This window comes from Streptomyces sp. NPDC005774 (assembly GCF_042871645.1).
GTDB lineage: Bacteria > Actinomycetota > Actinomycetes > Streptomycetales > Streptomycetaceae > Streptomyces > Streptomyces pratens.
Map to the genome: position 1 here is coordinate 28,114 of NZ_JBIAIV010000005.1, position 22,744 is coordinate 50,857.

22 protein-coding genes are annotated in these 22,744 nt (G+C 71.3%); 10 read left to right on the top strand and 12 right to left on the bottom strand.

Going from position 1 to position 22,744, the window contains the following annotated elements:
- The first annotated feature begins 56 nt into the window (after positions 1 to 56).
- Entirely contained in the window at positions 57 to 1,325 is a 1,269-nt protein-coding gene (tyrS, locus tag ACFYQA_RS06665) for a tyrosine--tRNA ligase (RefSeq protein ID WP_388912476.1), read from the top strand.
- Between the two features lie 143 nt (positions 1,326 to 1,468).
- On the opposite strand, the gene ACFYQA_RS06670 is transcribed toward tyrS, so the two are convergent.
- Positions 1,469 to 1,747 carry a GlsB/YeaQ/YmgE family stress response membrane protein gene (locus ACFYQA_RS06670; protein ID WP_386395886.1) on the bottom strand — a complete coding sequence of 93 codons (279 nt, stop codon included), beginning with the start codon at positions 1,745 to 1,747 and terminating at the stop codon, positions 1,469 to 1,471.
- Between the two features lie 277 nt (positions 1,748 to 2,024).
- On the opposite strand from ACFYQA_RS06670, the gene ACFYQA_RS06675 reads away from it, so the two are divergent.
- Both ACFYQA_RS06675 and ACFYQA_RS06680 read left to right on the top strand, forming a co-directional pair.
- Positions 2,025 to 2,423 (top strand): DUF3099 domain-containing protein, encoded by a 399-nt coding sequence (locus ACFYQA_RS06675; protein WP_388912479.1) that lies wholly within the window; start codon positions 2,025 to 2,027, stop codon positions 2,421 to 2,423.
- Positions 2,424 to 2,687: 264 nt separating this feature from the next.
- Entirely contained in the window at positions 2,688 to 2,912 is a 225-nt protein-coding gene (locus ACFYQA_RS06680) for a hypothetical protein (protein WP_388912482.1), read from the top strand.
- Positions 2,913 to 2,960: 48 nt separating this feature from the next.
- Here the strand turns inward: ACFYQA_RS06680 and moaA are convergent, their stop codons facing one another.
- From moaA to ACFYQA_RS06695, 3 genes are all read right to left on the bottom strand, one after another.
- Positions 2,961 to 3,950 carry a GTP 3',8-cyclase MoaA gene (gene moaA, locus ACFYQA_RS06685; protein WP_388912485.1) on the bottom strand — a complete coding sequence of 330 codons (990 nt, stop codon included), beginning with the start codon at positions 3,948 to 3,950 and terminating at the stop codon, positions 2,961 to 2,963.
- A gap of 167 nt (positions 3,951 to 4,117) precedes the next feature.
- The gene (locus ACFYQA_RS06690; protein WP_386395882.1) at positions 4,118 to 5,746 is read right to left on the bottom strand and encodes a cation acetate symporter; all 1,629 of its coding nucleotides are present in this window, start codon (positions 5,744 to 5,746) and stop codon (positions 4,118 to 4,120) included.
- Entirely contained in the window at positions 5,743 to 6,099 is a 357-nt protein-coding gene (locus tag ACFYQA_RS06695) for a DUF485 domain-containing protein (RefSeq protein WP_388912488.1), read from the bottom strand. The genes ACFYQA_RS06690 and ACFYQA_RS06695 overlap by 4 nt, the downstream gene beginning before the upstream one ends.
- 265 nt (positions 6,100 to 6,364) lie before the next feature.
- On the opposite strand from ACFYQA_RS06695, the gene ACFYQA_RS06700 reads away from it, so the two are divergent.
- The 4 genes from ACFYQA_RS06700 (at position 6,365) to ACFYQA_RS06715 (ending at position 11,923) form a co-directional block, all read left to right on the top strand.
- Positions 6,365 to 7,927 carry a S8 family serine peptidase gene (locus tag ACFYQA_RS06700; protein WP_388912491.1) on the top strand — a complete coding sequence of 521 codons (1,563 nt, stop codon included), beginning with the start codon at positions 6,365 to 6,367 and terminating at the stop codon, positions 7,925 to 7,927.
- 178 nt (positions 7,928 to 8,105) lie between these two features.
- Entirely contained in the window at positions 8,106 to 9,599 is a 1,494-nt protein-coding gene (locus ACFYQA_RS06705; protein ID WP_388912494.1) for a CoA transferase, read from the top strand.
- Between the two features lie 114 nt (positions 9,600 to 9,713).
- Positions 9,714 to 10,721 carry a CopD family protein gene (locus ACFYQA_RS06710; RefSeq protein WP_388912497.1) on the top strand — a complete coding sequence of 336 codons (1,008 nt, stop codon included), beginning with the start codon at positions 9,714 to 9,716 and terminating at the stop codon, positions 10,719 to 10,721.
- A gap of 215 nt (positions 10,722 to 10,936) precedes the next feature.
- Entirely contained in the window at positions 10,937 to 11,923 is a 987-nt protein-coding gene (locus tag ACFYQA_RS06715) for a DEDDh family exonuclease (RefSeq protein ID WP_388912500.1), read from the top strand.
- Positions 11,924 to 11,952: 29 nt separating this feature from the next.
- On the opposite strand, the gene ACFYQA_RS06720 is transcribed toward ACFYQA_RS06715, so the two are convergent.
- Positions 11,953 to 12,204, bottom strand: coding sequence for a hypothetical protein (locus ACFYQA_RS06720; protein WP_388912503.1), 252 nt, complete (start codon positions 12,202 to 12,204; stop codon positions 11,953 to 11,955).
- A 246-nt stretch (positions 12,205 to 12,450) separates the two neighbouring features.
- On the opposite strand from ACFYQA_RS06720, the gene ACFYQA_RS06725 reads away from it, so the two are divergent.
- From ACFYQA_RS06725 to ACFYQA_RS06735, 3 genes are read left to right on the top strand one after another with little or no spacing between them, the layout of a single operon-like run.
- The gene (locus ACFYQA_RS06725; RefSeq protein WP_388912506.1) at positions 12,451 to 13,257 is read left to right on the top strand and encodes an SURF1 family protein; all 807 of its coding nucleotides are present in this window, start codon (positions 12,451 to 12,453) and stop codon (positions 13,255 to 13,257) included.
- Between the two features lie 60 nt (positions 13,258 to 13,317).
- A complete protein-coding gene (locus ACFYQA_RS06730) occupies positions 13,318 to 15,111 on the top strand; it encodes a glycoside hydrolase family 15 protein (protein ID WP_388912509.1) in 1,794 nt (597 codons plus the stop codon).
- 5 nt (positions 15,112 to 15,116) lie between these two features.
- Positions 15,117 to 15,872 carry an SDR family oxidoreductase gene (locus tag ACFYQA_RS06735; protein ID WP_388912512.1) on the top strand — a complete coding sequence of 252 codons (756 nt, stop codon included), beginning with the start codon at positions 15,117 to 15,119 and terminating at the stop codon, positions 15,870 to 15,872.
- 38 nt (positions 15,873 to 15,910) lie between these two features.
- Here the strand turns inward: ACFYQA_RS06735 and ACFYQA_RS06740 are convergent, their stop codons facing one another.
- From ACFYQA_RS06740 to ACFYQA_RS06770, 7 genes are all read right to left on the bottom strand, one after another.
- Positions 15,911 to 16,672 (bottom strand): GntR family transcriptional regulator, encoded by a 762-nt coding sequence (locus ACFYQA_RS06740; protein WP_386395945.1) that lies wholly within the window; start codon positions 16,670 to 16,672, stop codon positions 15,911 to 15,913.
- A 95-nt stretch (positions 16,673 to 16,767) separates the two neighbouring features.
- The gene (gene deoC, locus ACFYQA_RS06745) at positions 16,768 to 17,484 is read right to left on the bottom strand and encodes a deoxyribose-phosphate aldolase (protein ID WP_388912516.1); all 717 of its coding nucleotides are present in this window, start codon (positions 17,482 to 17,484) and stop codon (positions 16,768 to 16,770) included.
- A 76-nt stretch (positions 17,485 to 17,560) separates the two neighbouring features.
- Positions 17,561 to 18,016, bottom strand: a complete 456-nt coding sequence (rbsD, locus tag ACFYQA_RS06750) for a D-ribose pyranase (RefSeq protein ID WP_055605790.1) — start codon at positions 18,014 to 18,016, stop codon at positions 17,561 to 17,563.
- Between the two features lie 33 nt (positions 18,017 to 18,049).
- A complete protein-coding gene (locus ACFYQA_RS06755) occupies positions 18,050 to 19,570 on the bottom strand; it encodes a sugar ABC transporter ATP-binding protein (RefSeq protein ID WP_388912519.1) in 1,521 nt (506 codons plus the stop codon).
- A complete protein-coding gene (locus ACFYQA_RS06760) occupies positions 19,567 to 20,586 on the bottom strand; it encodes a sugar ABC transporter substrate-binding protein (RefSeq protein WP_388912522.1) in 1,020 nt (339 codons plus the stop codon). The genes ACFYQA_RS06755 and ACFYQA_RS06760 overlap by 4 nt, the downstream gene beginning before the upstream one ends.
- A gap of 153 nt (positions 20,587 to 20,739) precedes the next feature.
- Positions 20,740 to 21,744: an ABC transporter permease gene (locus tag ACFYQA_RS06765; RefSeq protein ID WP_388912524.1), complete on the bottom strand. Its 1,005-nt coding sequence runs from the start codon at positions 21,742 to 21,744 to the stop codon at positions 20,740 to 20,742.
- Entirely contained in the window at positions 21,741 to 22,661 is a 921-nt protein-coding gene (locus ACFYQA_RS06770; RefSeq protein WP_388912527.1) for a ribokinase, read from the bottom strand. Before ACFYQA_RS06770 ends, ACFYQA_RS06765 begins: the two co-directional genes overlap by 4 nt.
- Positions 22,662 to 22,744: the final 83 nt, after the last annotated feature.

Below are 22,744 nucleotides of genomic sequence, written 5' to 3' on the forward strand. Positions count from 1 at the left end.
GCCCGAACGGCCCTGACTGCAACGAACCGAAGAAGTACCGAGGAGACGCGAGAACCGTGACGGACATCGTCGACGAACTGAAGTGGCGCGGGCTGTTCGCCCAGTCCACCGACGAGGACGCCTTGCGCAAGGCGATCGCGGACGGTCCTGTCACGTTCTATTGCGGCTTCGACCCGACCGCGCCGTCCCTGCACGTCGGACATCTGGTGCAGGTGCTCACGATGCGCCGGCTCCAGCAGGCCGGGCTCCGGCCGCTGGCGCTGGTGGGCGGTGCCACGGGCCAGATCGGCGACCCCCGCCCGACGGCGGAGCGCACGCTGAACGACCCGGAGACGGTGTCCGGCTGGGTGGACCGGCTGCGTGGCCAGATCGAGCCGTTCCTGTCCTTCGAGGGTGCGAACGCGGCCACGATGGTCAACAACCTCGACTGGACGCAGAACCTGTCCGCGATCGAGTTCCTGCGGGACATCGGCAAGCACTTCCGCGTCAACAAGATGCTGACGAAGGACTCCGTCGCACGGCGGCTGGAGTCCTCCGAGGGCATCAGCTACACGGAATTCAGCTACCAGCTCCTGCAGGGCATGGACTTCCTCCAGCTGTACCGGCGCTACGGCTGCACGCTCCAGCAGGGCGGCAGCGACCAGTGGGGCAACCTCACGGCCGGGCTCGACCTGATCCACCGCCTGGAGCCGGACGCCGAGGCGCACGCGCTGGCGACGCCGCTGATGACAAAGGCGGACGGCACCAAGTTCGGCAAGACCGAGGGCGGCGCCGTCTGGCTCGACCCGGAGATGACCACGCCGTACGCGTTCTACCAGTTCTGGCTGAACGTGGACGACCGGGACATCTCGACCTACATGCGCATCCTGTCCTTCGCGTCCCGCGAGGAGCTGGAGGCGCTGGAGCAGCAGACGGCGGAGCGTCCGCAGGCCCGCGCCGCGCAGCGCGCCCTGGCGGAGGAGCTGACGACGCTGGTGCACGGCGCCGGTCAGACGGCCGCCGTGATCGCCGCGTCGAAGGCGCTGTTCGGCCAGGGCGAGCTGGCGGAGCTGGACGAGCGGACGCTGGCGGCGGCCCTCTCGGAGGTGCCGCATGCCCGGGTCGCCGATCTCGGTCCGGTCGTCGACCTGTTCGCCGAGGTCGGCCTGGTACCCAGCAAGTCGGCCGCGCGGCGCACGGTGAAGGAGGGCGGTGCCTACGTGAACAACGTCAAGGTCACCGCCGAGGACGCCGTCCCCGCGAAGGAGGATCTGCTGCACGGCCGCTGGCTGGTGCTGCGCCGGGGCAAGAAGAACCTGGCGGCGGTGGAGGTCACGACCGCCTGAGCCGCGCCGTTCGGGTGCGTCACGCGCACGTCCACGCATGGCAGGGGGCGGTCTTTGGCGGGTGTGTGGTTCGCGCCCACCGGAGGCTGCCCCGCGTCGTCGCCGGGCAGGTGCGTCGTACGCGGCGCGTGCCCCGGCGTGCGTCAGGTCCGCTGGGTGCGCCTGCCCTTCATCTGCATGTACAGCATGTCGACGACGAAGACGATGACGACCGCCGCCACCACCTGGAAGATGTGCCGGATCCAGTCGATGCCCGACGTCGCCTCGACCCCGAAGCCACGCGCGATGGCGTTTCCCGCGAGGGCGCCGAGGATGCCGCAGATGGTGGTCAGCCACAGTGGGCTGTGCTGCTTCCCCGGGATGATCGCCTTCGCGATCAGACCCAGCACGAACCCCACGATGATCGCCCACAACCAGCCCATGACTGCCTCCTGGTACACCTTGACGCGAGCATTACGGCCAGTGTCGGCCCGGACCCGGTACGCCGCATGTCGGCCGTGCCATACGCACTACGGCGCAGGCTGGACGGGGAACCCCGGGCACGGGCCCGGGGCGCGGACGGGGACACGGACCCGGGCGACCCGACCTCGTGGGCGGTGGGGGTGCGGCGTAACGTGGTGATGTGCGGGCCCGGGTTCCGGCCGGTCGCAGGACGGCCGGAGGCAGGGAAAGTCCGATTCGGGCGGATGGTGGAATGCGATGCGGAAGCAGCATGGCAACGGCGGCGTCCAGGTGTTCCGGATCACCGGCGCCAGAACGGGTCTCCAGGAGGATGTGCGCGGGCGGCAGCGCCGGTACGTGATCTCGATGATCGTTCGTACGATTTCGGTCGTCCTCGCGGCCACGCTCTGGAACGTGGAACGGCACGTCGCGATCGTGGCGCTGGTTATCGGCATGCTGCTGCCGTACATCGCGGTGGTGATCGCCAACGCCGGGCGCGAAAACGCGCCGTCGCTGCCGTCGTCTTATCTGACGCCGCAGATGCGGCCGATGATCACATCGTCACGGACGAATGACGGTCCGGCGGAATCCGGGACGGAAGATGTGACGCCCGAGCCCACCCCCGGTGTACGAACGGAGCGGTCCGAGCCGTCATGACCTTTGGGACATGACCATGACCGGCTGTAAGCGGAAGATGTTAACCCGCCAAGCTCAAGAAAAGCTCAGATCAATCATGTTGTTCCGGTGCCGGGGGCGGGGCGACCCGTGACATACTTCGTACGCGCTCCGCATCCCCCGTCGGAGCGACGGACCGACGCCGGGCAGCTCCCCCCGTGGCTGCTCGGCGTCGCCCTTTCCCCCGCTTTCACCCTTTCGCACGGAATTTCGCACTGTGCCGATCGGGTTAGGGTCGGCGGTGTGATGGACCCTGATCCCGAGACGCCGATCTGTTCCGCGAAGGGCTGCCGTGCCGCCGCCGTGTGGGTGCTCGCCTGGAACAATCCGAAACTGCACACGCCGGAGCGCCGCAAGACCTGGCTCGCGTGCGAGGAGCACCGGGAGCAGCTGTCGCAGTTCCTCGGTGTGCGCGGGTTCCTGAAGGATGTCGTGCGCTTCGAGGAGTGGGAGGCGCCCGAAGGGGCGTAGGACCCTCAGGCCGCTCCGCGAGCTCTCGGGCTCCCCCGTCGACGGCCCTCAGCCGCCGATCGCCGACATCGGGCGGTCCGGCTGGACGAAGGACGGGTCGTCGAGGCCGGCGCCCGCCTTCTTGCCCCACATCGCCAGCTTCCAGATCCGGGCGATCTCCTCGTCGGGGGCGTCGGAGCGCAGGGCGGCGCGCAGGTCCGTCTCCTCGGAGGCGAACAGACATGTGCGTATCTGTCCGTCGGCGGTGAGGCGGGTGCGGTCGCAGGCCGCGCAGAACGGCCGGGTGACGGAGGCGATGACGCCCACGCGGTGCGGACCGCCGTCCACCAGCCAGCGCTCGGCAGGGGCCGAGCCCCGGGCCTCGTCGCCCTCGGAGGTCAGCTCGAAACGGGTGCGCAGGGAGGTGAGGATGTCGCCGGCGGTGATCATGCCGTCGCGCTTCCAGCCGTGCTGGGCGTCCAGCGGCATCTGCTCGATGAAGCGCAGCTCGTAGTCGTGCTCCACGGCCCAGGCGAGCAGGTCGGGGGCCTCGTCGTCGTTGAGCCCCGGCATCAGGACCGAGTTGACCTTCACCGGGGTCAGACCGGCCTCGCGGGCCGCGTACAGGCCGTCGAGCACGTCCTGGTGGCGGTTGCGGCGGGTGAGGGACTTGAAGACGTCCGGGCGGAGCGTGTCCAGGGAGACGTTGACCCGGTCCAGGCCGGCCTTCTTCAGTGCCTCCGCCGTGCGCCGCAGGCCGATGCCGTTGGTGGTGAGGGACATCTGGGGGCGGGGCTCCAGGGCGGCGACCCGCTCGACGATGCCGACCAGGCCGGGGCGGAGCAGGGGCTCACCGCCGGTGAAGCGGACCTCCTCGATGCCGAGGGAGGTGACGGCGATGCCGACGAGGCGGACGATCTCGTCGTCCGTCAGCAGGTCGGGCTTGGCCAGCCACTGCAGGCCCTCCTCGGGCATGCAGTAGGTGCACCGCAGATTGCACCGGTCGGTCAGTGACACCCTCAGGTCGGTGGCCACCCGGCCGTACGTGTCGATGAGCACGTGGGCCCCCTCCCTCCGCTCGGATCACTCATGCTCCCTCTCTGTGAGCCTACGTGACGCCACCGACAAGCCGCAGCGCCCCGGTAACCACGAGATGCACGACGGCCGCGTCGTAGGAACCTGCGAGGTCCCTGCGACGCGGCCGGAAGGGGTGTCGATCGGGTCGGTCAGTGGGCGCCGGTGCCGGTCAGTGACCGGACCTCCAGCTCCGCGAACTTCTTGACGTCGGGCTCCTCCTTCGACAGGACGGTGCCGAGCCAGCCCATCAGGAATCCGAACGGGATGGAGATGATGCCCGGGTTCTTCAGCGGGAACCACGCGAAGTCGACGTCGGGGAACATCGCCTTGGGGTCGCCGGAGACGACGGGCGAGAACAGCACCAGGCCTACGGCGACGATGAGACCGCCGTAGATCGACCACAGGGCGCCCTGGGTGGTGAACCGCTTCCAGAACAGGCTGTAGAGGATCGTCGGCAGGTTGGCGGAGGCGGCGACCGCGAAGGCCAGTGCGACCAGACCGGCCACGTTCAGGTCGCGGGCGAGGGCGCCGAGCGCGATGGAGACGACGCCGATGAAGATGGTCGCCAGGCGGGCCGCCTTCATCTCCTCCTTGTCCGTGGCCTTCCCCTTGCGGATGACGTTGGCGTAGATGTCGTGCGCGAAGGAGGACGACGAGGCGAGAGTGAGGCCGGCGACCACGGCGAGGATCGTGGCGAAGGCGACCGCCGAGATGGTGGCGAGCAGGATCGCGCCCCAGGTCGAGTCGACACCGCCCAGGTGCAGGGCGAGCAGCGGCGCGGCCGTGTTTCCGGACGGGTTCGAGGCGATGATCTCGTCCCGCGAGATGAGCGCGGCGGCGCCGAAGCCGAGCGCGATGGTCATCAGGTAGAAGCCGCCGATGATGCCGATGGCCCAGTTCACGGACTTACGGGCGGCCTTGGCGTTGGGCACCGTGTAGAAGCGGATCAGGATGTGCGGCAGGCCGGCGGTGCCGAGCACCAGGGCGATGCCGAGGGAGATGAAGTCCAGCTTGGTGGTGCCGCTCGCGCCGTACTGCAGACCGGGCTCCAGGAAGGCCGCGCCCGCGCCGCTGTTGTCGGCGGCCTTGCCCAGCAGGTCGGAGATGTTGAAGTTGAACTTCAGCAGCACCAGGAAGGTGATCAGGATGGTGCCGCCGATGAGGAGCACGGCCTTGACCATCTGCACCCAGGTGGTGCCCTTCATGCCGCCGATGGAGACGTACACGACCATCAGGACGCCGACCAGGGCGACGATCAGGATCTTGCCGGCGTCGGAGGTGATGCCGAGCAGCAGCGAGACGAGCACGCCGGCGCCCGCCATCTGGGCCAGCAGGTAGAAGATCGAGACGATGATGGTGGAGGTGCCGGCGGCGGTGCGCACGGGCCGCTGGCGCATGCGGTAGGCGAGGACGTCACCCATCGTGTAGCGGCCGGAGTTCCGCAGGGGCTCGGCGACCAGGAGCAGGGCGACCAGCCAGGCGACGAGGAACCCGATGGAGTAGAGGAAGCCGTCGTAGCCGAAGAGGGCGATGGCGCCCGCGATGCCGAGGAAGGACGCGGCCGACATGTAGTCGCCGGAGACCGCGAGACCGTTCTGGAAGGCACTGAACTGGCGTCCGCCCGCGTAGAAGTCGGCGGCGTCCTTGGTCTGCCGGCCCGCCCACACGGTGATGCCGAGGGTCGCGAGGACGAACAGTGCGAACAGGGTGATGATGAGCGGGCGGTGCTCGCTCGCCTCGTTCGCGGCGAGCTGGACGGTGGTGATCGAGGGGCTCATGCGCCACCCTCCATACGCGACTTGATGGCCTCGGCCTTGGGGTCGAGGTTGGTGGCGGCGTGCCGGGAGTACCACCACGCGATGAGGAAGGTGGTGACGAACTGCAGGACACCGAAGACGAGGGCGACGTTGATGTTGCCGAACAGCTTGGTGCCCATGAAGCCGCCCGCGTAGTTCGAGAGCAGCACGTACAGCAGGTACCAGACGATGAAGCCGACGGTCACGGGGAAGGCGAAGGAGCGGTAGGAGCGGCGCAGTTCACCGAACTCAGCGCTCTCCTGCACCTCGGTGAACTCCTCGGGCGTGGGGAGTTTGTGTTCCTCTGCTGAGGGGGGCGGTGCTTCGGCGGCCACGAAGTCTCCTCGCGTTGTGGGTGCGTTCGGACGGGGACGGGGGCGAGTGTCCTCGCGCTCCCTGCACAACGTCACGGCGCCACGCGAGGGCCGGTTCAACCCCGCGTACTTCTTTCGCGCGGACGTTCGCCGAAGACACGGCCGGGAAACCGTTGCTGGCCGGCGGGCGCGCGGGATAGCTTCACACTGCACCACCCGTCATGTACCTGCCCAAGCACCATCTGTGCCTCGGGCCGGTTTTGTTTCCGGATGATGTGGAGATCCCATGGCTCATCTGCGTTCCAGACGCCGACTCGCCCTCGCCGTGCCCGTCGCGCTGTCCCTGACCGTCTCGCTCGGTTTCCTGCCGACGGCGGCCTCGGCGGCTCCGCCGGCGGCATCGACGGCAGCCGAACGGGCGAACGGGCAGGCGACGGAGCGTGCGACAAACGCCCCCGGTCTGGCGTACGTCGTCAACACCAGGACGGACCGCCGCACGATCGCGTCGGTGGAGAAGGCGGTCGCCGCGGCCGGCGGGACCGTCGTGGTCACGTACGACCGGATCGGTGTGATCGTCGTCCACTCGGCGAACCCCGGCTTCGCCCAGGAGATGCGCACCGTGCGCGGGGTGCAGTCGGCCGGTGCGACCCGCACCGCACCGCTGGTCCCCGCGGGGACGACCGACGAGGGTGCGGCGGACTACGTGACGGCCGCGGAGGCCGCCAGGACGCGGGCCGCCTCCGCGAAGACCCCCGGCAGCGAGCCGCTCGAAGCCGACCAGTGGGACCTGCGCGCGATCGGCGCCGACAAGGCCGCGCGGATCGACCCGGGCAGCCGCAAGGTGACCGTCGCCGTGATCGACACCGGCGTGGACGACTCCCACCCCGACCTCGAACCGAACTTCTCCGCCGCCCAGTCGGCCAACTGCGTCGGCGGCAAGGCGGACACCAGTGAGGGCGCCTGGCGCCCGTACACCGACGAGGACTACCACGGCACCCACGTGGCCGGTGAGATCGCCGCGGCCCGCAACGGCATCGGCGTCGCCGGTGTCGCGCCCGGCGTCAAGGTCGCGTCCATCAAGGTGAGCGACCCGGACAACGGGCTGTTCTACCCGGAGAACGTCGTCTGCGCCTTCGTGTTCGCCGCCGACCACGGCGTGGAGATCACGAACAACAGCTACTACGTCGACCCGTGGCTCTACAACTGCATGGACGACCCGGACCAGCGGGCGATCCTCGACGCGGTCAACCGGGCCCAGAAGTACGCCCAGCGCAAGGGCACCCTGCACGTCTCCTCGGCCGGCAACTCCAACCACGACCTGGCCTCGGACGCGATCGACGACGCCTCCAGCCCCAACGACACCACGCCGGTCGAGCGCACCATCGACCCGTCCGAGTGCCTCGACCTGCCGACCCAGCTCCCGGGCGTGGTCACGGTCAGCGCCACGGGCGTGCAGAACCTCAAGTCGTACTACTCCACGTACGGCAAGGGGGTCGTCGACGTGGCCGCGCCCGGCGGCGACGGGCGCTACCAGACGCCCGACACCCCGTCGAAGAACGGCCGCATCCTGTCCACCATGCCGAACGGCCAGTACGCCTTCCTGCAGGGCACGTCGATGGCCGCGCCGCACGTCGCCGGTGTCGCCGCGCTGCTGAAGTCCAGGTACCCGTGGGCGCCCCCGGCCCAGTTGCAGGCGCTGCTGAAGGCGCAGGCGAACAACCCGGGCTGCCCGGAGTCCTACGACCAGAACGGCGACGGTGTGCAGGACGCGACGTGTGAGGGCGGCAGCCGGGTCAACGGCTTCTACGGCTCCGGCATCGTCGACGCGCTGCGCGCGGTGAAGCGGTGACGCAGTGACGCAGTGACGCGGTGAAGCGGTGAAGCGGTGAAGCAGTGACGCGGTACGCGCAGTGACGCAGTGACGCGTTATTCGTCCTGCGGGGCCTGCGGGTGAGCGGGAGGGGGCCGGGCGATCATTCGTCCGGCCCCCTCCCGCTGTCGGCCGGCCGATACCGCATAGTGCACCCTTGACCGACAACGACCGCCCCTCCCCCGGCTCCCGCACCGGCCCCGGCCTCGCCGCCGCCTGGTCGTCGTTGGGCGGAGACCCGGCCCTCCTCGCGCGCGTGACGACCGTCGAGCGGCCCGGGGCGCTTCCCGCGCGGCTGCCGGTACGGGAGCTGGCGCGCGCCTGCGTGGGCGCGTGCGGGCTGGCCGCGGCCGAACTGGGCGCGCGACGGGCGAAACCCGCTCGTCCCGGTCACCCGCCGGACCTCGAAGTGCCCGCCGTTCGAGTGGACGACGGAGCGGTGGCGGCAGCGTTCGTCAGTGAGCGCCATCTGCTGGTCGACGGGCGGGCCCCGGTGTCCTTCGCCCCGCTGTCGCGCTTCTGGCGCACGGCGGACGGGTGGGTGCGCACGCACGCCAACTACCCTCACCACCGGGCCCGGCTGCTCGCCGCGCTGGGTACGTCCGACGCCCCGGAGGCGGTGGCGGCGACGCTCGCCGAGCGGTCGGCCGCGGAGGTCGAGGAGGCCGTGTACGCCGCCGGGGGCCTCGCCGTAGCCCTGCGGACGCCCGCCGAGTGGGCGGCGCACGAGCAGGCGGCGGCGGTGGCGCGGCGCCCGCTGGTGGAGCGCGGACTGCTGGATTCCGCGCCCGCGCGGGCGCTCACCCCCGTGGACCGCGATCCGCTGCTGCCCGCGGCGGGACTGCGGGTGCTGGACCTGACCCGGGTCGTCGCGGGCCCCGTCGCCACCCGTACCCTCGCCCTGCTCGGCGCGGACGTGCTGCGTCTGGACCCGCCGGGGCTGCCCGAACTCCCCGACCAGCACACCGACACGGGGTTCGGGAAGCGCTCGGCCCTGCTGGACCTGCGGGCCGGCCAGGACACGTTCGGGGAACTGCTCGCGGCGGCGGACGTGGTGGTCACCGGGTACCGGCCGGGGGCCCTGGACCGTCTGGGGCTGAGCGCCGAAGCACTGGCCGAGCGCCGGCCCGGGGTGGTCGTGGCCCAGCTGTCGGCGTGGGGGGCGTACGGGCCGTGGGGCGACCGGCGCGGCTTCGACAGTCTGGTGCAGACGGCCACGGGGATCGCGGTGAGCGAGGGTGCGGCCGGGCGGCCGGGGGTGCTCCCGGCGCAGGCCCTCGACCACGGCACCGGGTATCTGCTGGCGGCGGCGGTGCTGCGGGCGCTGACCGAGCAGACGGACGAGGGCGGCAGCCGGTTCGTGCGACTGGCGCTGACGCGGACGGCGGCCTGGCTGCTGGAGGGGGCCGCGCCCACGCGTGCGCCGGGCGGCGACCGGACCGCGGCAGGCCTCGGCCCTGCCTCCGCCTCCGCCTCCGCCTCGGCCCCTGCCCCGGCCGCGGGCGGGTCCGCCGACGACTGGCTCACGCAGACGGACAGCCCCCTGGGGAGACTGCGGTACGCCCGGTCCCCGGTGTCGTTCACCGGCGGCCCCCGGGACTGGACCCGTCCGCCCGGACCATGGGGCGCCGACGCGGCCCGGTGGGGGTGACGGGACCGGTGACGGGCAGTCGGCCGGGTCGGCAAATGCCGCCTTGACGGGAAATACACGCCTGCCTTCCACCTCGTGCTTGCCCGTTCTGTGGGCCCTTGTGAAGATCCTGGGGTGACTCTGACCAATCCCACGTCCGGGACGACCGGCGCGCACAGGGGCGCGCGGCGTCCCGGCACCGGCCCGGCCGTCGCCGTCCTCGTTCTGGTGGCGCTGGCCGCGCTGATACCGCTCCTCGGCCCGTCCCCGGCCCTGCACCACACCGGTGAGGCCGCCGCGCCCGGCACCGGGGGCATCGCCCTGCTCCGGACGGTGCTGTTCGCGGCGCTGGCCGTGCCCGTCGGCGAGCTGTTCGTGAGGCGGCTGCTGCGTTCCGTGCCCAACGCTCCCCCGGCCGTGCCGCGCGGCTGGTCCACCGCCGCGAACTCCGTCGGTTTCGTGGCCGCTCTCGGACTCGCCTGCGTCGTGGCCACCGGGAACCTGATTCCCGACAGCCTCGCCGCCATCGACGTGGGCGGTCTGTACGACTCGCGGGAGGGCAAGCTCGCCCTCCTGGAGGTCAACGCGTTCCTCGCCGCGGCCCTGTGCGCCGCCTCCGGCCGTCCGGGTACGCAGGTCTGGCCACTGGCCGCGATCGTCGTCGCCGAGGCCCTGCGCGCGCACCCCGAGACCGAGTACACCCCACTGATCGGCTCCGGGCTGACGTTGATCCATCTGGTCTGCGCCTCGCTCTGGGTGGGTGGCCTGCTGTACGTGCTGCGCACGATGCGCGCGTGGCGGGGCTCGGCGGCGGGCGCCGTGCTGCTGGGGCTGTACGCGCGCGTGGCGGCCGTTCTGCTCGTCGCCATCACGGCGACCGGGGTGTGCAGTTCACTGCGCCGGATGCCTCCGGGGTCGATCCTGGAGCAGCTGACGGACACGGCGTACGGGCGGGTCCTGCTCGCCAAGGTGATCCTGATGGCCGGGGTCGCGGCCCTCGCCCTGTGGGCCAGGATCCGGCTGGCCCGCGCAGCCGATCCGCTGAGCGCCCGCGCCCCCGCGCGGGCGGAGGCGTACGTTCTGGCCCTGGTGGTGGCGGTCTCGGGCCTCCTGACGGCACTGCCGGTACCGATCCGCTGGTGAGGGGCGGGCGATGTGGGGCTCCCTCACCCTCCCTGCACGGACGCCCGGGCGGGCGCTGCTCCGGCCCGTGGGGACGAGGGTGGCCGGCGCGCCGGAGGTGGCGTCGGAGACGGCGCCCGGCACACCGCTCCGGACATTCCCTGCACCGAACGGGCGTGCCCCTCGCGATGCCTGACGGGCAGCGCTGTCGGCGGGGGCCCGTATCCTCGTGAACCATGCTCGAAGACCTCACGACCGAAGCGTCCTCCCCCACCGCGTGGCCGTCCGCGTATCCGCAGGGATACGCGGTCGTCGACGTGGAGACCACGGGGCTGGCCCGGGACGACCGCATCATCTCGGCGGGCGTCTACCAGCTGGACGCCCGCGGCGAGGTGGAGGACCACTGGTACACGGTGATCGACCCGGAGCGGGACCCCGGCCCCGTGTGGATCCACGGTCTGACGAGCGAGGCGCTCCGAGGGGCACCCCTCTTCACCGACATCGCCGGGGAGTTCGCCACCCGGCTGGAGGGCCGGGTGCTCGTCGCGCACAACGCCGTCTTCGACTGGCAGATGATCGCCCGCGAGTACGCGCGCGCCCGCGCGCAGGCGCCGGTGAAGCAGCGGCTGTGCACGATCGCCCTCTCCAAGGAGCTCGCGCTGCCGCTGCCCAACCACAAACTGGAGTCGCTCGCCGCGCACTTCGGCGTGGTCCAGCAGCGCGCGCACCACGCGCTGGACGACGCGCGGGTGCTGGCAGAGGCCTTCCGGCCCAGTCTGCGGACCGCGGCGGCGCGCGGCGTACGGCTGCCGCTGCACGAGTGCCTGCCGCTGACGGAGTGGACGGACCGGCCCCGCGTGGGGCAGGGGGCGGGCCACGGGAGCGGCTACCGGCCCACCGGTTGGCGTCCGTCCCGCAAGCGGCCGGCGTGCCCGTACCCCAACCCGGGCCGGTACGAGCCGGGCAAGCCCCTCGAGCAGGGCATGCGGGTCGCCTTCTCCGGCGACACCTCCGTGGAGCGGGACCTGCTGGAGGACCGGGCGACCGAGGCCGGGCTGCATGTCGCCACCAGCATCTCCCGGCTGACCAGTCTCCTGGTCACCAACGATCCGGACTCGGGCACGTCCAAGGTGGTCAAGGCCCGGCAGTACGGCACTCCGGTCATGGACGAGGCGGCGTTCGGACAGCTGCTGCACGACGTCGAGCCCGCGCCGGAGAGCTGACCCCGTACGCCCGGGCCGCCGGAGGGGCCCTAACCGCTCGCGCTGCCGACCTTGTCCACGATGCCGGCCTTCCCTTCCGCGCGGGCGCAGTGCGCTCCGCAGTACCAGTGGCCGTCGACCTCGACGCCCTGCCCGATGATCTGCACCCGGCAGTGCTCACAGATCGGGGCCATGCGATGAATCGCACAGGCGAACGAATCGAATACATGGGCGGAACCGTCCTGGGTCGTGACGGTGAACGCCAGCGCGTAGTCGTTCCCGCACACTTCGCAACGTGTCATAAAGCGCATCGTTGGGGCCGGGTGGGGCACTGGCAAGCCGACGGGGGCTGCTGCCCGAAGGTTCTACCCGGTCGGCGCAGCGGCCCCGGAGGAAGTCGCTGCGGCCTCTGAGGGAGTCGCTGCGGCTCCACCGGCTCAGGAATTCCCGTCCGGCCGGTCTCGGTGGGGTCGGGACGGAATCCTCGGCCGGGCGTGCGGACGTACCCGCCTCAATGCACCCCCCGGCCCTGGTTGTACGGTCGTGGGGTGTACCGCTTCCTGTTGTCCCGCCAGTGGGTGATCCTCACTCTGCTGGCGCTCGTGCTCATCCCGACGATGGTCGAGCTGGGCTTCTGGCAGTTGCACCGTCACGAGCGCCGGGTCGCGCTGAACCAGGTGATCGCCGACTCCCTGGCGGCGAAGCCGGTCCCCGTCGAGTCGCTGACCGCGCCCGGGGCGAAGGTCGACGGTGACCACCTGTACCGCAGGGTGACGGCCAAGGGCGGCTTCGACGCCTCCGACGAGGTCGTCGTGCGCCGCCGCACCAACGCGGACGAGGAGGTCGGCTATCACGTCCTGACCCCCTTCGTCCTCGACGACGGCAAGGTCCTGCTGGTCAACCGGGGCTGGATCCCCTCGGACGGTCCGAGCCAGACCGCGTTCCCGAAGGTTCCCGCACCGCCCGGGGGCGAGCTCACCATCACCGGGCGGCTGATGCAGGACCAGACGACCGAGGACAGCGGCATCAAGAACCTCCAGGGCCTGCCGGACCGGCAGATCATGCTGATCAACAGCGAGCTGGAGGCCGACCGTCTCGGCAAGGAGGTCCTGGGCGGCTACGTCGACCTGACCGACCCCGGGCCGGGCGGCGACATCCTGGAGCCCATCGCCTCGCCCGAGCACGACGAGACCGGCATCCACATGGCATACGCCGTCCAGTGGTGGCTGTTCGCCGCGGGCGTCCCCGTGGGCTGGGTCGTCCTCGTCCGCCGCGAGGTCCGGGAGCGGGCGGAGAAGGCGGAGCGGGAGGCGGACGCCGAGGACGCGGAGGACACCGAACCCGCGGCGGTGTAGCCCGTCACTCACCCGGCTCCGCCCTGATTGCCGCACCCGGTGGCCGGGCATCCGCACCTCGTGCACCGTATCGAGGACTACGCGCTCATCGGCGACGAACAGACCGCTGCCCTGGTGGGCGCGGACGGCTCCGTCGACTGGCTCTGCCTGCCCCGCTTCGACTCCGGCGCCTGCTTCGCCCGGCTGCTCGGCGACGAGGACAACGGCCACTGGCGCATCGCGCCCGTGGGCGCCGAGCGGTACACGCGCCGCGCCTACCGCCGGGACACCCTCGTCCTGGACACCGAATGGGAGACCGACGAGGGCCTGGTGCGTGTCACGGACCTGATGCCGCAGCGCGACCGCGCGCCCGACCTGGTGCGTATCGTCGAGGGCGTCCGTGGCGAGGTGACCGTCCGCAGCACGCTCCGGCTGCGCTTCGACTACGGCTCGGTGGTGCCCTGGGTGCGCAGGGCGGACGGCCACCGGGTGGCGGTCGCCGGGCCGGACTCGGCGTGGCTGCGCAGTGTGCCGGAGGTGCCCACCTGGGGCGAGGACCTCGGCACGCACTCCGAGTTCACGGTCGCGCCGGGCGAGCGGGTCGCGTTCGTCCTCACCTGGCACCCGTCCCACGAGCCGCGCCCGCCGCTGGTGGATCCGTACTCCTCGCTGCGGCACAGCATCGCCGACTGGCGCGCGTGGGCGTCCCGCTGCCGTTACGACGGGCCGTACCGGGACGCTGTCGTGCGGTCCCTGATCACACTCAAGGCGCTCACCTACTCGCCGACGGGCGGCATCGTCGCCGCGCCCACCACCTCGCTGCCGGAGGAACCGGGCGGGGTGCGCAACTGGGACTACCGCTTCTGCTGGCTGCGCGACTCCACGCTGACCCTGAGCGCGCTGCTGGCGGCCGGCTACCAGGAGGAGGCGGAGGCGTGGCGCAACTGGCTGCTGCGCGCAGTCGCGGGCGACCCGGCGGATCTTCAGATCATGTACGGGGTGGCGGGCGAGCGGCGGCTGCCCGAGACCGAACTGCCGTGGCTGTCCGGCTTCGACGGCGCCACTCCGGTGCGGGTCGGGAACAACGCCGTCAACCAGCTCCAGCTGGACGTGTACGGCGAGGTCGTGGACTCGCTGGCACTGGCCCGGCGGTCGGGTCTGTCCCCGCACCCGGACGTGTGGGCGCTGCAGAGGGTGCTGCTGGACTTCCTACGGTCGGCCTGGCGGCAGCCGGACGAGGGGCTGTGGGAGGTACGCGGCGGCCGGCGGCACTTCGTGCACTCCAAGGTGATGGTGTGGGTGGCCGCCGACCGTGCCGTGCGTCTCCTGGAGGAGAACCCGGACCTCGAAGGCGACGTGGAGAGCGACCTCGAGGACTGGCGCGCGTTGCGCGACGAGGTGCACCGTGACGTGTGCGAGAAGGGGTACGACCCCGAGCGGAACACTTTCACGCAGTCCTACGGCTCGCGGGAACTCGACGCCGCGCTGCTGCTGATCCCCCGGGTGGGCTTTCTGCCGCCCGACGATCCCCGGGTGCTCGGCACCGTCGACGCGATCCACACGGAGCTGGGACAGAACGGGTTCGTGCGCCGCTACACCCCGGCCGGTACCGACGTCGACGGTCTGCCCGGTGTGGAGGGCAGCTTCCTGGTGTGCTCGTTCTGGCTCGCGGACGCCCTGCACATGACGGGCCGGACGGCTCAGGCGCGCGAGCTGTTCGAACGGCTGCTGGGACTCGCCAACGACGTGGGTCTGCTGGCGGAGGAGTACGACCCGGTCGGCGAGAGGCTGCTGGGCAACTTCCCGCAGGCGTTCAGTCACATCGGTCTGGTGAACACCGCTCTCGCCCTGTTCGCAGGTGAGGAGGCAGGATAGGGGCCATGGATCTTGGACTGAAGGACCGGGTGTACGTCGTCACCGGGGCGACCCGCGGGCTGGGCAACGCCACCGCACGCGAGCTGGTCGCGGACGGCGCGAAGGTGGTCGTCACGGGACGGGAGCGCGAGAGCGTCGCCGAGGCGGCCGCCGATCTGGGGCCGGACGCGGTCGGCGTGGTGGTCGACAACGCCGACCCCGAGGCGGCGGCGCGGCTGATCGCGACCGCGCGTGAGCGGTTCCACCGTTTCGACGGCATCCTCGTCAGCGTGGGCGGTCCCCCGCCCGGGTTCGTGGCCGACACCACCGACGAGCAGTGGCAGTCGGCGTTCGAGTCGGTGTTCCTGGGCGCGGTGCGGCTGGCCCGGGCCGCCGCGGCGGAGCTGGGCGAGGGCGGTGTCATCGGCTTCGTGCTGTCCGGCTCGGTGCACGAGCCGCTGCCCGGCCTGACCATCTCCAACGGGCTGCGCCCTGGGCTGGCCGGCTTCGCCAAGTCCCTCGCGGACGAGCTGGGCCCCCGCGGCATCCGTGTCGTGGGTGTGCTCCCGGGACGCATCGACACGGACCGCGTCCGTGAGCTCGACTCCCTCTCCGCCGACCCGGAGGCCACCCGCCAGGCGGCCCAGTCCCGCATCCCGCTGCGCCGCTACGGCACCCCTGCGGAGTTCGGCCGCGCCGCGGCCTTCCTCCTCTCCCCGGCCGCCTCCTACGTCACGGGCGTCATGGTCCCGGTGGACGGCGGGGTACGGCACGGGTTCTGAGGGCCGTTCCGGAGGCGGGGCCGCGCGGAACGGTCCGGTCAGCGACGCATCAGGAGCGAGGTCACACGCAGTCGGCCGCTGTGGATCCACACGTCGGAGTACTCCACCGGCCGCCCGTCGTCCAGATAGGTGACCTGCTGGAGGTACTGCACCGGGCTGCCCTGTTCCACGGCCAGGGCGGCGGCGGTCTCCTCGGTGGCCGCCTCGGCGCTGAACGTGCGGCGGGCGGTGGCGATCCGGAGACCGAACGTGCCCTCCAGCTCGCCGAAGAGGCTCGAGGACGTGAAGTCCGCCCGCTCGATGCCGGGCGCGAGGTCGGCCCGCACGAAGTTGAACAGGAGCGCGACCGGGCCTTCGGGGATCGTACGCACCCGCACCAGGCGCAGTACCCGGGCGTCGGGGGAGGTCAGGTCGAGCAGGGCGGCGACCGGCCGGGGCGGGGTGATCAGGGAACACTCCCGCACTTCGGTGGCGGCGACGACGCCCTGGCTGGCGAAGTCCTCCGAGAGGGTGCTCAGCTTCTGGGCGATCGACGGTTCGATGACCGTGGACGTGACGAACGTGCCGCGTCCACGGACCTGCCTCAGCAGCCCTTCCTCGATGAGGGTCGTCAGGGCGCGGTGCACCGTGCCGCGGCTGACGCCGAACTCCTGGGCCAGTTCGGGCTCGCTCTTGAGCCGGTAGTGCGCCGGCCACTCACCGCTCGCGATGCGCAGCCGGATGTGTTCCGAGATCTGCACGTGGATCGCGGTGGGGACGTTGCGCCGGATGCCCGGAAGACCCCCTTCGTCGGCCGTCACGGTCACACGTCTCCTCTCCACGGTGGATACGCCGTGCCCCGGCCGTGGGAGGCCGGGGCGCGGCAGCCGGTCGGTCACAGCCGCCCGGCGACTGGTCAGTAGCTGACGGTGTGATCGTCGCCGGTGTCGGTGACGATCGCCTTCCCGGCGCTCGTACCGAGCAACGAAGCGCCGGCACGCAGGAGTTCCAGGGACTGGCGGTAGGACTTGATGGACCCCGACGCCTTCACCCGGACACCGTCACGGGCCCGGTCGACAAGGTAGCGGACACTGTCCGGGCCGGCCGTCTCGATCTGTCCGCTGCTGGCGTTCTTGAGGTAGGCGACACCGGCCTCCATGGCCAGTTCGACGGCGGCCTCCTTCTCCTGCGCGCTGAGCAGCGGCAGCTCCAGCATGACCTTGACGGGGCCTCCGAAGGCGCGGACCACACCCGCGATGTCCTCGCGGAACTCATCGTACTTGCCGCTCTTGAGCCAGCCGACCTGTACGCCGATGTCGAGCTGGGTGGCGCCGAGCCGGGCTATCTCGGCCGCTTCGGCGGCCTTGCCCGCGCTGGTCATGACGCCGACCGTGGGGAAGTCCAGGGCGGAGGCGACCTCGATACCGGTGCCGCGCAGTTCGGCGACCACGACGGGGAGCCAGGAGGCGGGGACCATCGCGGCGTTGAAGCCGTAGGTGACGGCCTCCTGCGCGTGGGCGACCATGTCGTCGCGGGTGGCGTCGGGCTCGATACGGGTGTGCTGGATGTAGGGGGCCAGCTCGGCCGGGCTGAGCTTCAGTTCGGCGGTGGGGGTCGTCACGGTCTCGGACACGGGTTGTCTCCCTGAAGGGTGGGGGTGGTGCGGGCGGCGGAACGGTCCGGCGCCCACGACGTCGGATCCCGGGGGATCAGAGCTTGGAGGCGTACTCCGGAGGAACGTCGACGTCCTCCTTGTCGAACCAGCGGGGCGCGTCGACACCGCAGAACAGGCCGATGTTGCCCCAGGGTTCGAAGGCGCCGGTGCGGACGACGACCTTGGCCTGGCGGGCCAGTTCGCCGAGCACCTCGGCGTGCGGCCGGGTGGTGAACTCGGCGCCGGAGAACCTCTCGCGCAGCCAGGCGTCGAGCCGGGGGTGCCGGGTGGGGACGTCCTCGGCCCGCACCACGCCCTCGACGACGAGTTCGTCGGCGATCAGCCCGAGCACGGTCCGCAGGTCCGGAAGGTTCTCCGCGATCGCCAGGTCGACGCGGTGGGCGTCCCGGGGAACGGGGAAGCCCGCGTCGACGACCAGCAGGAGGTCGGTGTGACCGAGGGTGGCCAGGGCCCCGCTCAGTTCGGCGTTGAGGATGCCGTGTCGTTTCATGGTCGTTCCCTTCTGTGGTGGGGAAGTTGGTGCTCAGGCGGCCGGCACCGCTCCGGTCGCCAAGGTCATGATCGATTCCTCGGTCGCCTCGGCCGACGGCACGATGCCGGCGACGCGGCCTTCGCTCATCACCACGATCCGGTCGGTCAGGGTGAGCAGTTCGGGCAGGTCCGAGGAGGAGCAGAGGATCGCGAGGCCCTTCTCCGCCAGCCCGAACAGTTGCTCGTAGATCTCCGCCTTCGCTCCGACGTCCACCCCGCGGGTGGGTTCGTCGAGGATCAGCACGGCCGGGTCGATCGCCAGCCAGCGGCCGAGGACCACCTTCTGCTGGTTGCCGCCGGAGAGGCTGGTGATGGGCTGCTCCATGGTGGCGGTCTTGACCCGCATGCGCTGTGCCTGTTCGGTGGCCTGCCGGTCGAGGGCCCGGCGGCGGAGCAGTCCGAACCGGCTCAGCCGCTCCGTGGTCAGCGCGCTCACGTTGTCGCCGACGCTCATGGTCGTCAGCAGGCCCTGGGCGCGGCGCTCGCCGGGGACGAACGCCAGGCGGCGGCCGACGCTGGCGACGGGGTTGCGCCGCTGGTAGGGCTCGCCCAGGAGTTCCACCGCGCCGCCGGTGCCGCGGTCGCCGCCGAAGATGTTGTGCAGCAGTTCCACCCGCCCGGAGTCCGGCAGACCGGCCACACCGAGGATCTCGCCGGGCCGTATCTCCAGGGACACGTCCCGGTGCCGGCGGCCGGTCAGCCCGGCCAGGCGCAGGGCGGGCGCGACACCGGGGTCGGGCCGGTGGTCGGGGCGCCGTTCGAAGTGGCCGAGGCGGCGGCCGACCATGGCGGCGACCGCCTGGTCGGGGGTGGTCTCGGAGTTCCGCCAGGAGGCGACGTGGGAGCCGTCGCGCAGCACCTCGATGCGGTCGGCCAGCCGGAAGACCTCCGGCATGCGGTGGGAGACGTAGAGCAGGGTGGTGCCGTCCGCCTTGAGACCGTCCATCAGGGTGAACAGCCGCTCCGCCTCGGCGGGGGTGAGCATCGCGGTCGGCTCGTCCAGGATCAGGACCCGGCAGCCCCGGGCGACGGACCGGGCCACCACGACGAGCTGCTGGGTGGCCAGGTCCAGCGACCCGACGGGTGTGGCGGGGTCCAGGGCCAGGTCCAGGCGGGCCAGGATCTCGGCCGTGCGCTCCGCCATCCGGCCGCGGGAGGGGAACCAGCGGTTTCCCGGTTCCATACCGCTCAGGACGTTCTCCGCGACGCTGCGGTCGGGCAGCAGCGACAGCTCCTGGGGGACGATCGCGACGCCGTGCCGGTCCAGCATGGTGCTGGGGTCGAAGGAGGTCACCTGCTCCCCGAAGACGGTGACGGTGCCCTCGCTGGGCGGCTGGAGACCGGCGAGGATCTTGAGCAGGGTGGACTTTCCCGCGCCGTTCTCCCCGAGCAGCGCGGTGACCTCGCCTGCGGGGACGTCGAAGGAGACGTCGGACAGGGCGCGCACCGGGCCGAAGCTGCGGGACAGTCCGCGTACCTCGACGGCCGTGGTGGCCTGGGGCGCGACGGTCACTTCTCCACCGTCGCTTCACCGAGGTTGTCCCGGGTGACGAACTGGGCCCCGGTGTTCACGCCGTTGATCTCCGTGCCCTCGTCGAGGAAGTCGTGGAGGACCTTGACGGCCTGGTAGCCCTGCTCGGTCGGGTTCTGGCTGATCGTGAAGTCGACCACGCCGCTCTGGAGGTACTCGGCGGTCTGCGGCAGCAGGTCGAAACCGCCGACGGTGACGGCGTCCTGCTTCTTCGCGCCCGCCACCCACTTGGCGGCGGCGGTCGTGGAGCAGCAGTCGAGACCCGCGACCGCGACGACGCCGGACTGCCCGGACATCGTGGACTCGACGGTGTTGTACGCGGCGCTGGGCTCGTTGCCGACGTTGACCGGGCCGACGATCTCCAGGCCGCTCCCGGACATGCCCTGCTCGAATCCGCCGAACCGGTCGTGGGACCAGCCGGCGCCGGTGTCCACCGAGAAGACGACGACCTTGCCCTTGGCGTCGGCGCCGAGTTCCTCGCGGAGCCGCTCGGCCTGCGCCTTGCCCGAAGCCTTGAGGTCCTGGCCGACGAAGCCCATCTGCTCCGAGTCCGGGTTGTCGGTGTTGAAGGAGACGACGGGGACACCGGCCTTGTACGCCTGGGCTATGACGGGCTTGAGGGCGTCGCTGGACGCGGAGGAGACGGCGAGGCCGTCGACGGCCTTCTGCTGCAGCAGCGTCTGGATCTCGGAGACCTGCTTGGCCGCGTCGCCGCCGGTGGGCCCGATCAGGCTCGCCTCGACGCCGAGTTCCTTGCCCGCCTTCTTCATGCCCGCGCCGATGGGCGTGGCGAAGGCCAGGGACGGGTCGTGGTAGCTGAGCTTGATCCGCAGCGGCTTGCCGTCGTCGATGCGCTGCTGGACGTGGGCGGCGAGCTTGAACCCGTCGTCGGTACCCGCGCTGTCGGCAGAGGTGACGGCGCCGCAGGCGGTGAGGCCGAGGACGGTGGTGGCGGTGGCCACGGCGACGAGGCTTCGGAGGGTGGGACGAGAGGACACGGCAAGACTCCTTTGTCACGGGGTGTCGCTGGGGACAGCGGTCCGGGGGCGCTCCTCGGCGGCCGCTGTTGTGCGGCCGGCTGTTCGGGGCGTGTGCGCGGCCGGGGCGCAGGTGGTCGGGAGGGTCTGGACGGAAGGGGAGGAAGACGGCGGTCAGGCGCGGGACTTGCGCCGGCGTTGCCAGGTGTCGGCGGCGACCGCGGCGACGATGACCAGGCCGGTCACGACGGTCTGCCAGAAGGAGGAGATCCCCTTGACGTTGAGGATGTTCTGGAGCAGACCGATGAAGGCGACACCGATGACGGTGCCCCAGATGGTGCCGGAGCCGCCGAACAGCGCCGCGCCGCCGATGATGACCGCGGAGATCACGGTGAGTTCCATGCCCTGGCCGGTGACGCCCTGGACGTAGGACAGGAAGGACAGGCCGAGGACGCCCGCGAGTCCGGCGGTGAATCCGGAGAGGACGAACGCGGTCAGCTTGACCCGCTTGACGTTGACGCCGACGAGCCGGGCGGCTTCCTGGTTGCCGCCGACGGCGTAGGTGTTGAAGCCGAAGCGGGAACGGGACAGCAGCACCGCGCCGATCACGGCGATGACGGCGAAGAACACGAACTGCATCGGGACGACGCCGAACAGGAGGCCCTGCCCCAGCAGGTTGAAGTCCGCGACGCCCGCCTGCGAGGAGCTGAGGGAGATCGGGGCGCCGTCGGAGATGAGCAGGGCAGCGCCGCGGAACACGCTGAGCGTGCCGAGGGTGACGATGAACGACGGCACACCGAGTACGACCACCGCCAGACCGTTGAACAGTCCGGCCACCGCGCCGACGGCGAGTCCGACGAACGCCGCCAGGCCCCAGCTCCAGCCGTCCGAGATCAGGATGCCGGTCGAGATCGCCGACAGGGCGTAGGTGGAACCGACGGACAGATCGATCTCCCCGTTGAGGATCACGAAGGTCACGCCGATGGCCATGATGCCGATCTGGGACACCTGCTGACCGACCGAGAGCAGGTTGTCGGACTGGGCGAAGCTCGGCGAGAGGATGCTGCCCAGCACGAAGAGCAGGACGAGCGCGGCGAAGACACCGGACTCACGAGCGTGCAGCATTCTGCGCAGTGGAAGTGCGAACTGCCGCTGCGCGGGCGCGGTGGTCGTGGTCATCGTTCGGTTCCAATCAGGGCATTCAGCTGGTCTCGGGTCGGCAGTGCGGGAATGACCCCGGCGATGGTCACGGTGTGGGCGCCGGCCACCCCGGCGGTGTGCGCCGCCTCGGTGAGGGGGCGCCCCTCGGCGAGGGTGACGGCGAGCGCGGCGGTGAAGGAGTCGCCCGCGCCGGTGGTGTCGACGACGGACCTGGCCGGGTGCGGCGGGATCCGTGTCGTGGCTCCCGCCTGTGCGACGAGTGCTCCCTCTCCGCCCCGGGTGAGGACCGCGGCGCCGCCGGTGAGCGCGCACAGACGGTGCGTCAGTTCCTCGTCGTCCAGTCCGTGACCCTCCTGGAGTCCGAGGAGCACCGGGGCCTCGGTCTGGTTGGGAGTGATCACGTCGATCAGCGGCCAGAGGTCGTCGGGCAGTGGGCGGGCGGGCGCCGGGTTGAGCAGAGTCGTGGTTCCCGCGTCACGGCCCGCGCGCAGCGCCGCGGCGACGGCCGCCTCGGGGATCTCCATGGAGACCACGAGGATGTCGGCCGCGGCGATCTCGGCGTGGAACGACTCCACGGCGGCCGCGTCCAGTTCGTCCAGGGCGCCGGGGGCGATGCTGATGCGGTTCTCCCCGGACGGTTCGACCAGGATGAAGCCGACCATCGTCGGGGCTCCGGCCGTCAGGACGTGATCCGCCGCGACGCCTTCCTCGCGCCACAGTGCGCGAGCGGCCCGCCCGAAGTCGTCGTCACCGACGGCGGTCAGCAGGGAGACCTGCGCGCCGAGCCTGGCGGCACCGATGGCCTGATTGCTTCCCTTGCCCCCGGGCCCCGGCGAGAACACCCCGCCCGAGACGGTCTCGCCCGCGGCGGGTGACCTGGGCAACCGCATGGTCAGCCCGGCCCCATAGCTTCCGACAACCGCCACCTTGACCATGCGCCCACCTCATTGCATAGGGACAACCGTGAACATGAGGCCGAGCGTATGTACAGTGATGTCTATAGTCAATGGCCAAGGGA

What these genes read in the sequence shown, in the direction of transcription:
- ACFYQA_RS06670 (WP_386395886.1), bottom strand. Translation starts at nt 1,747, where the DNA reads ATGGGCTGGTTGTGGGCGATCATCGTGGGGTTCGTGCTGGGTCTGATC.
- ACFYQA_RS06675 (WP_388912479.1), top strand. Translation starts at nt 2,025, where the DNA reads ATGCGGAAGCAGCATGGCAACGGCGGCGTCCAGGTGTTCCGGATCACC.
- ACFYQA_RS06680 (WP_388912482.1), top strand. Translation starts at nt 2,688, where the DNA reads ATGGACCCTGATCCCGAGACGCCGATCTGTTCCGCGAAGGGCTGCCGT.
- ACFYQA_RS06690 (WP_386395882.1), bottom strand. Translation starts at nt 5,746, where the DNA reads ATGAGCCCCTCGATCACCACCGTCCAGCTCGCCGCGAACGAGGCGAGC.
- ACFYQA_RS06700 (WP_388912491.1), top strand. Translation starts at nt 6,365, where the DNA reads ATGGCTCATCTGCGTTCCAGACGCCGACTCGCCCTCGCCGTGCCCGTC.
- ACFYQA_RS06715 (WP_388912500.1), top strand. Translation starts at nt 10,937, where the DNA reads ATGCTCGAAGACCTCACGACCGAAGCGTCCTCCCCCACCGCGTGGCCG.
- ACFYQA_RS06720 (WP_388912503.1), bottom strand. Translation starts at nt 12,204, where the DNA reads ATGACACGTTGCGAAGTGTGCGGGAACGACTACGCGCTGGCGTTCACC.
- ACFYQA_RS06735 (WP_388912512.1), top strand. Translation starts at nt 15,117, where the DNA reads ATGGATCTTGGACTGAAGGACCGGGTGTACGTCGTCACCGGGGCGACC.
- rbsD (WP_055605790.1), bottom strand. Translation starts at nt 18,016, where the DNA reads ATGAAACGACACGGCATCCTCAACGCCGAACTGAGCGGGGCCCTGGCC.
- ACFYQA_RS06765 (WP_388912524.1), bottom strand. Translation starts at nt 21,744, where the DNA reads ATGACCACGACCACCGCGCCCGCGCAGCGGCAGTTCGCACTTCCACTG.
- ACFYQA_RS06770 (WP_388912527.1), bottom strand. Translation starts at nt 22,661, where the DNA reads ATGGTCAAGGTGGCGGTTGTCGGAAGCTATGGGGCCGGGCTGACCATG.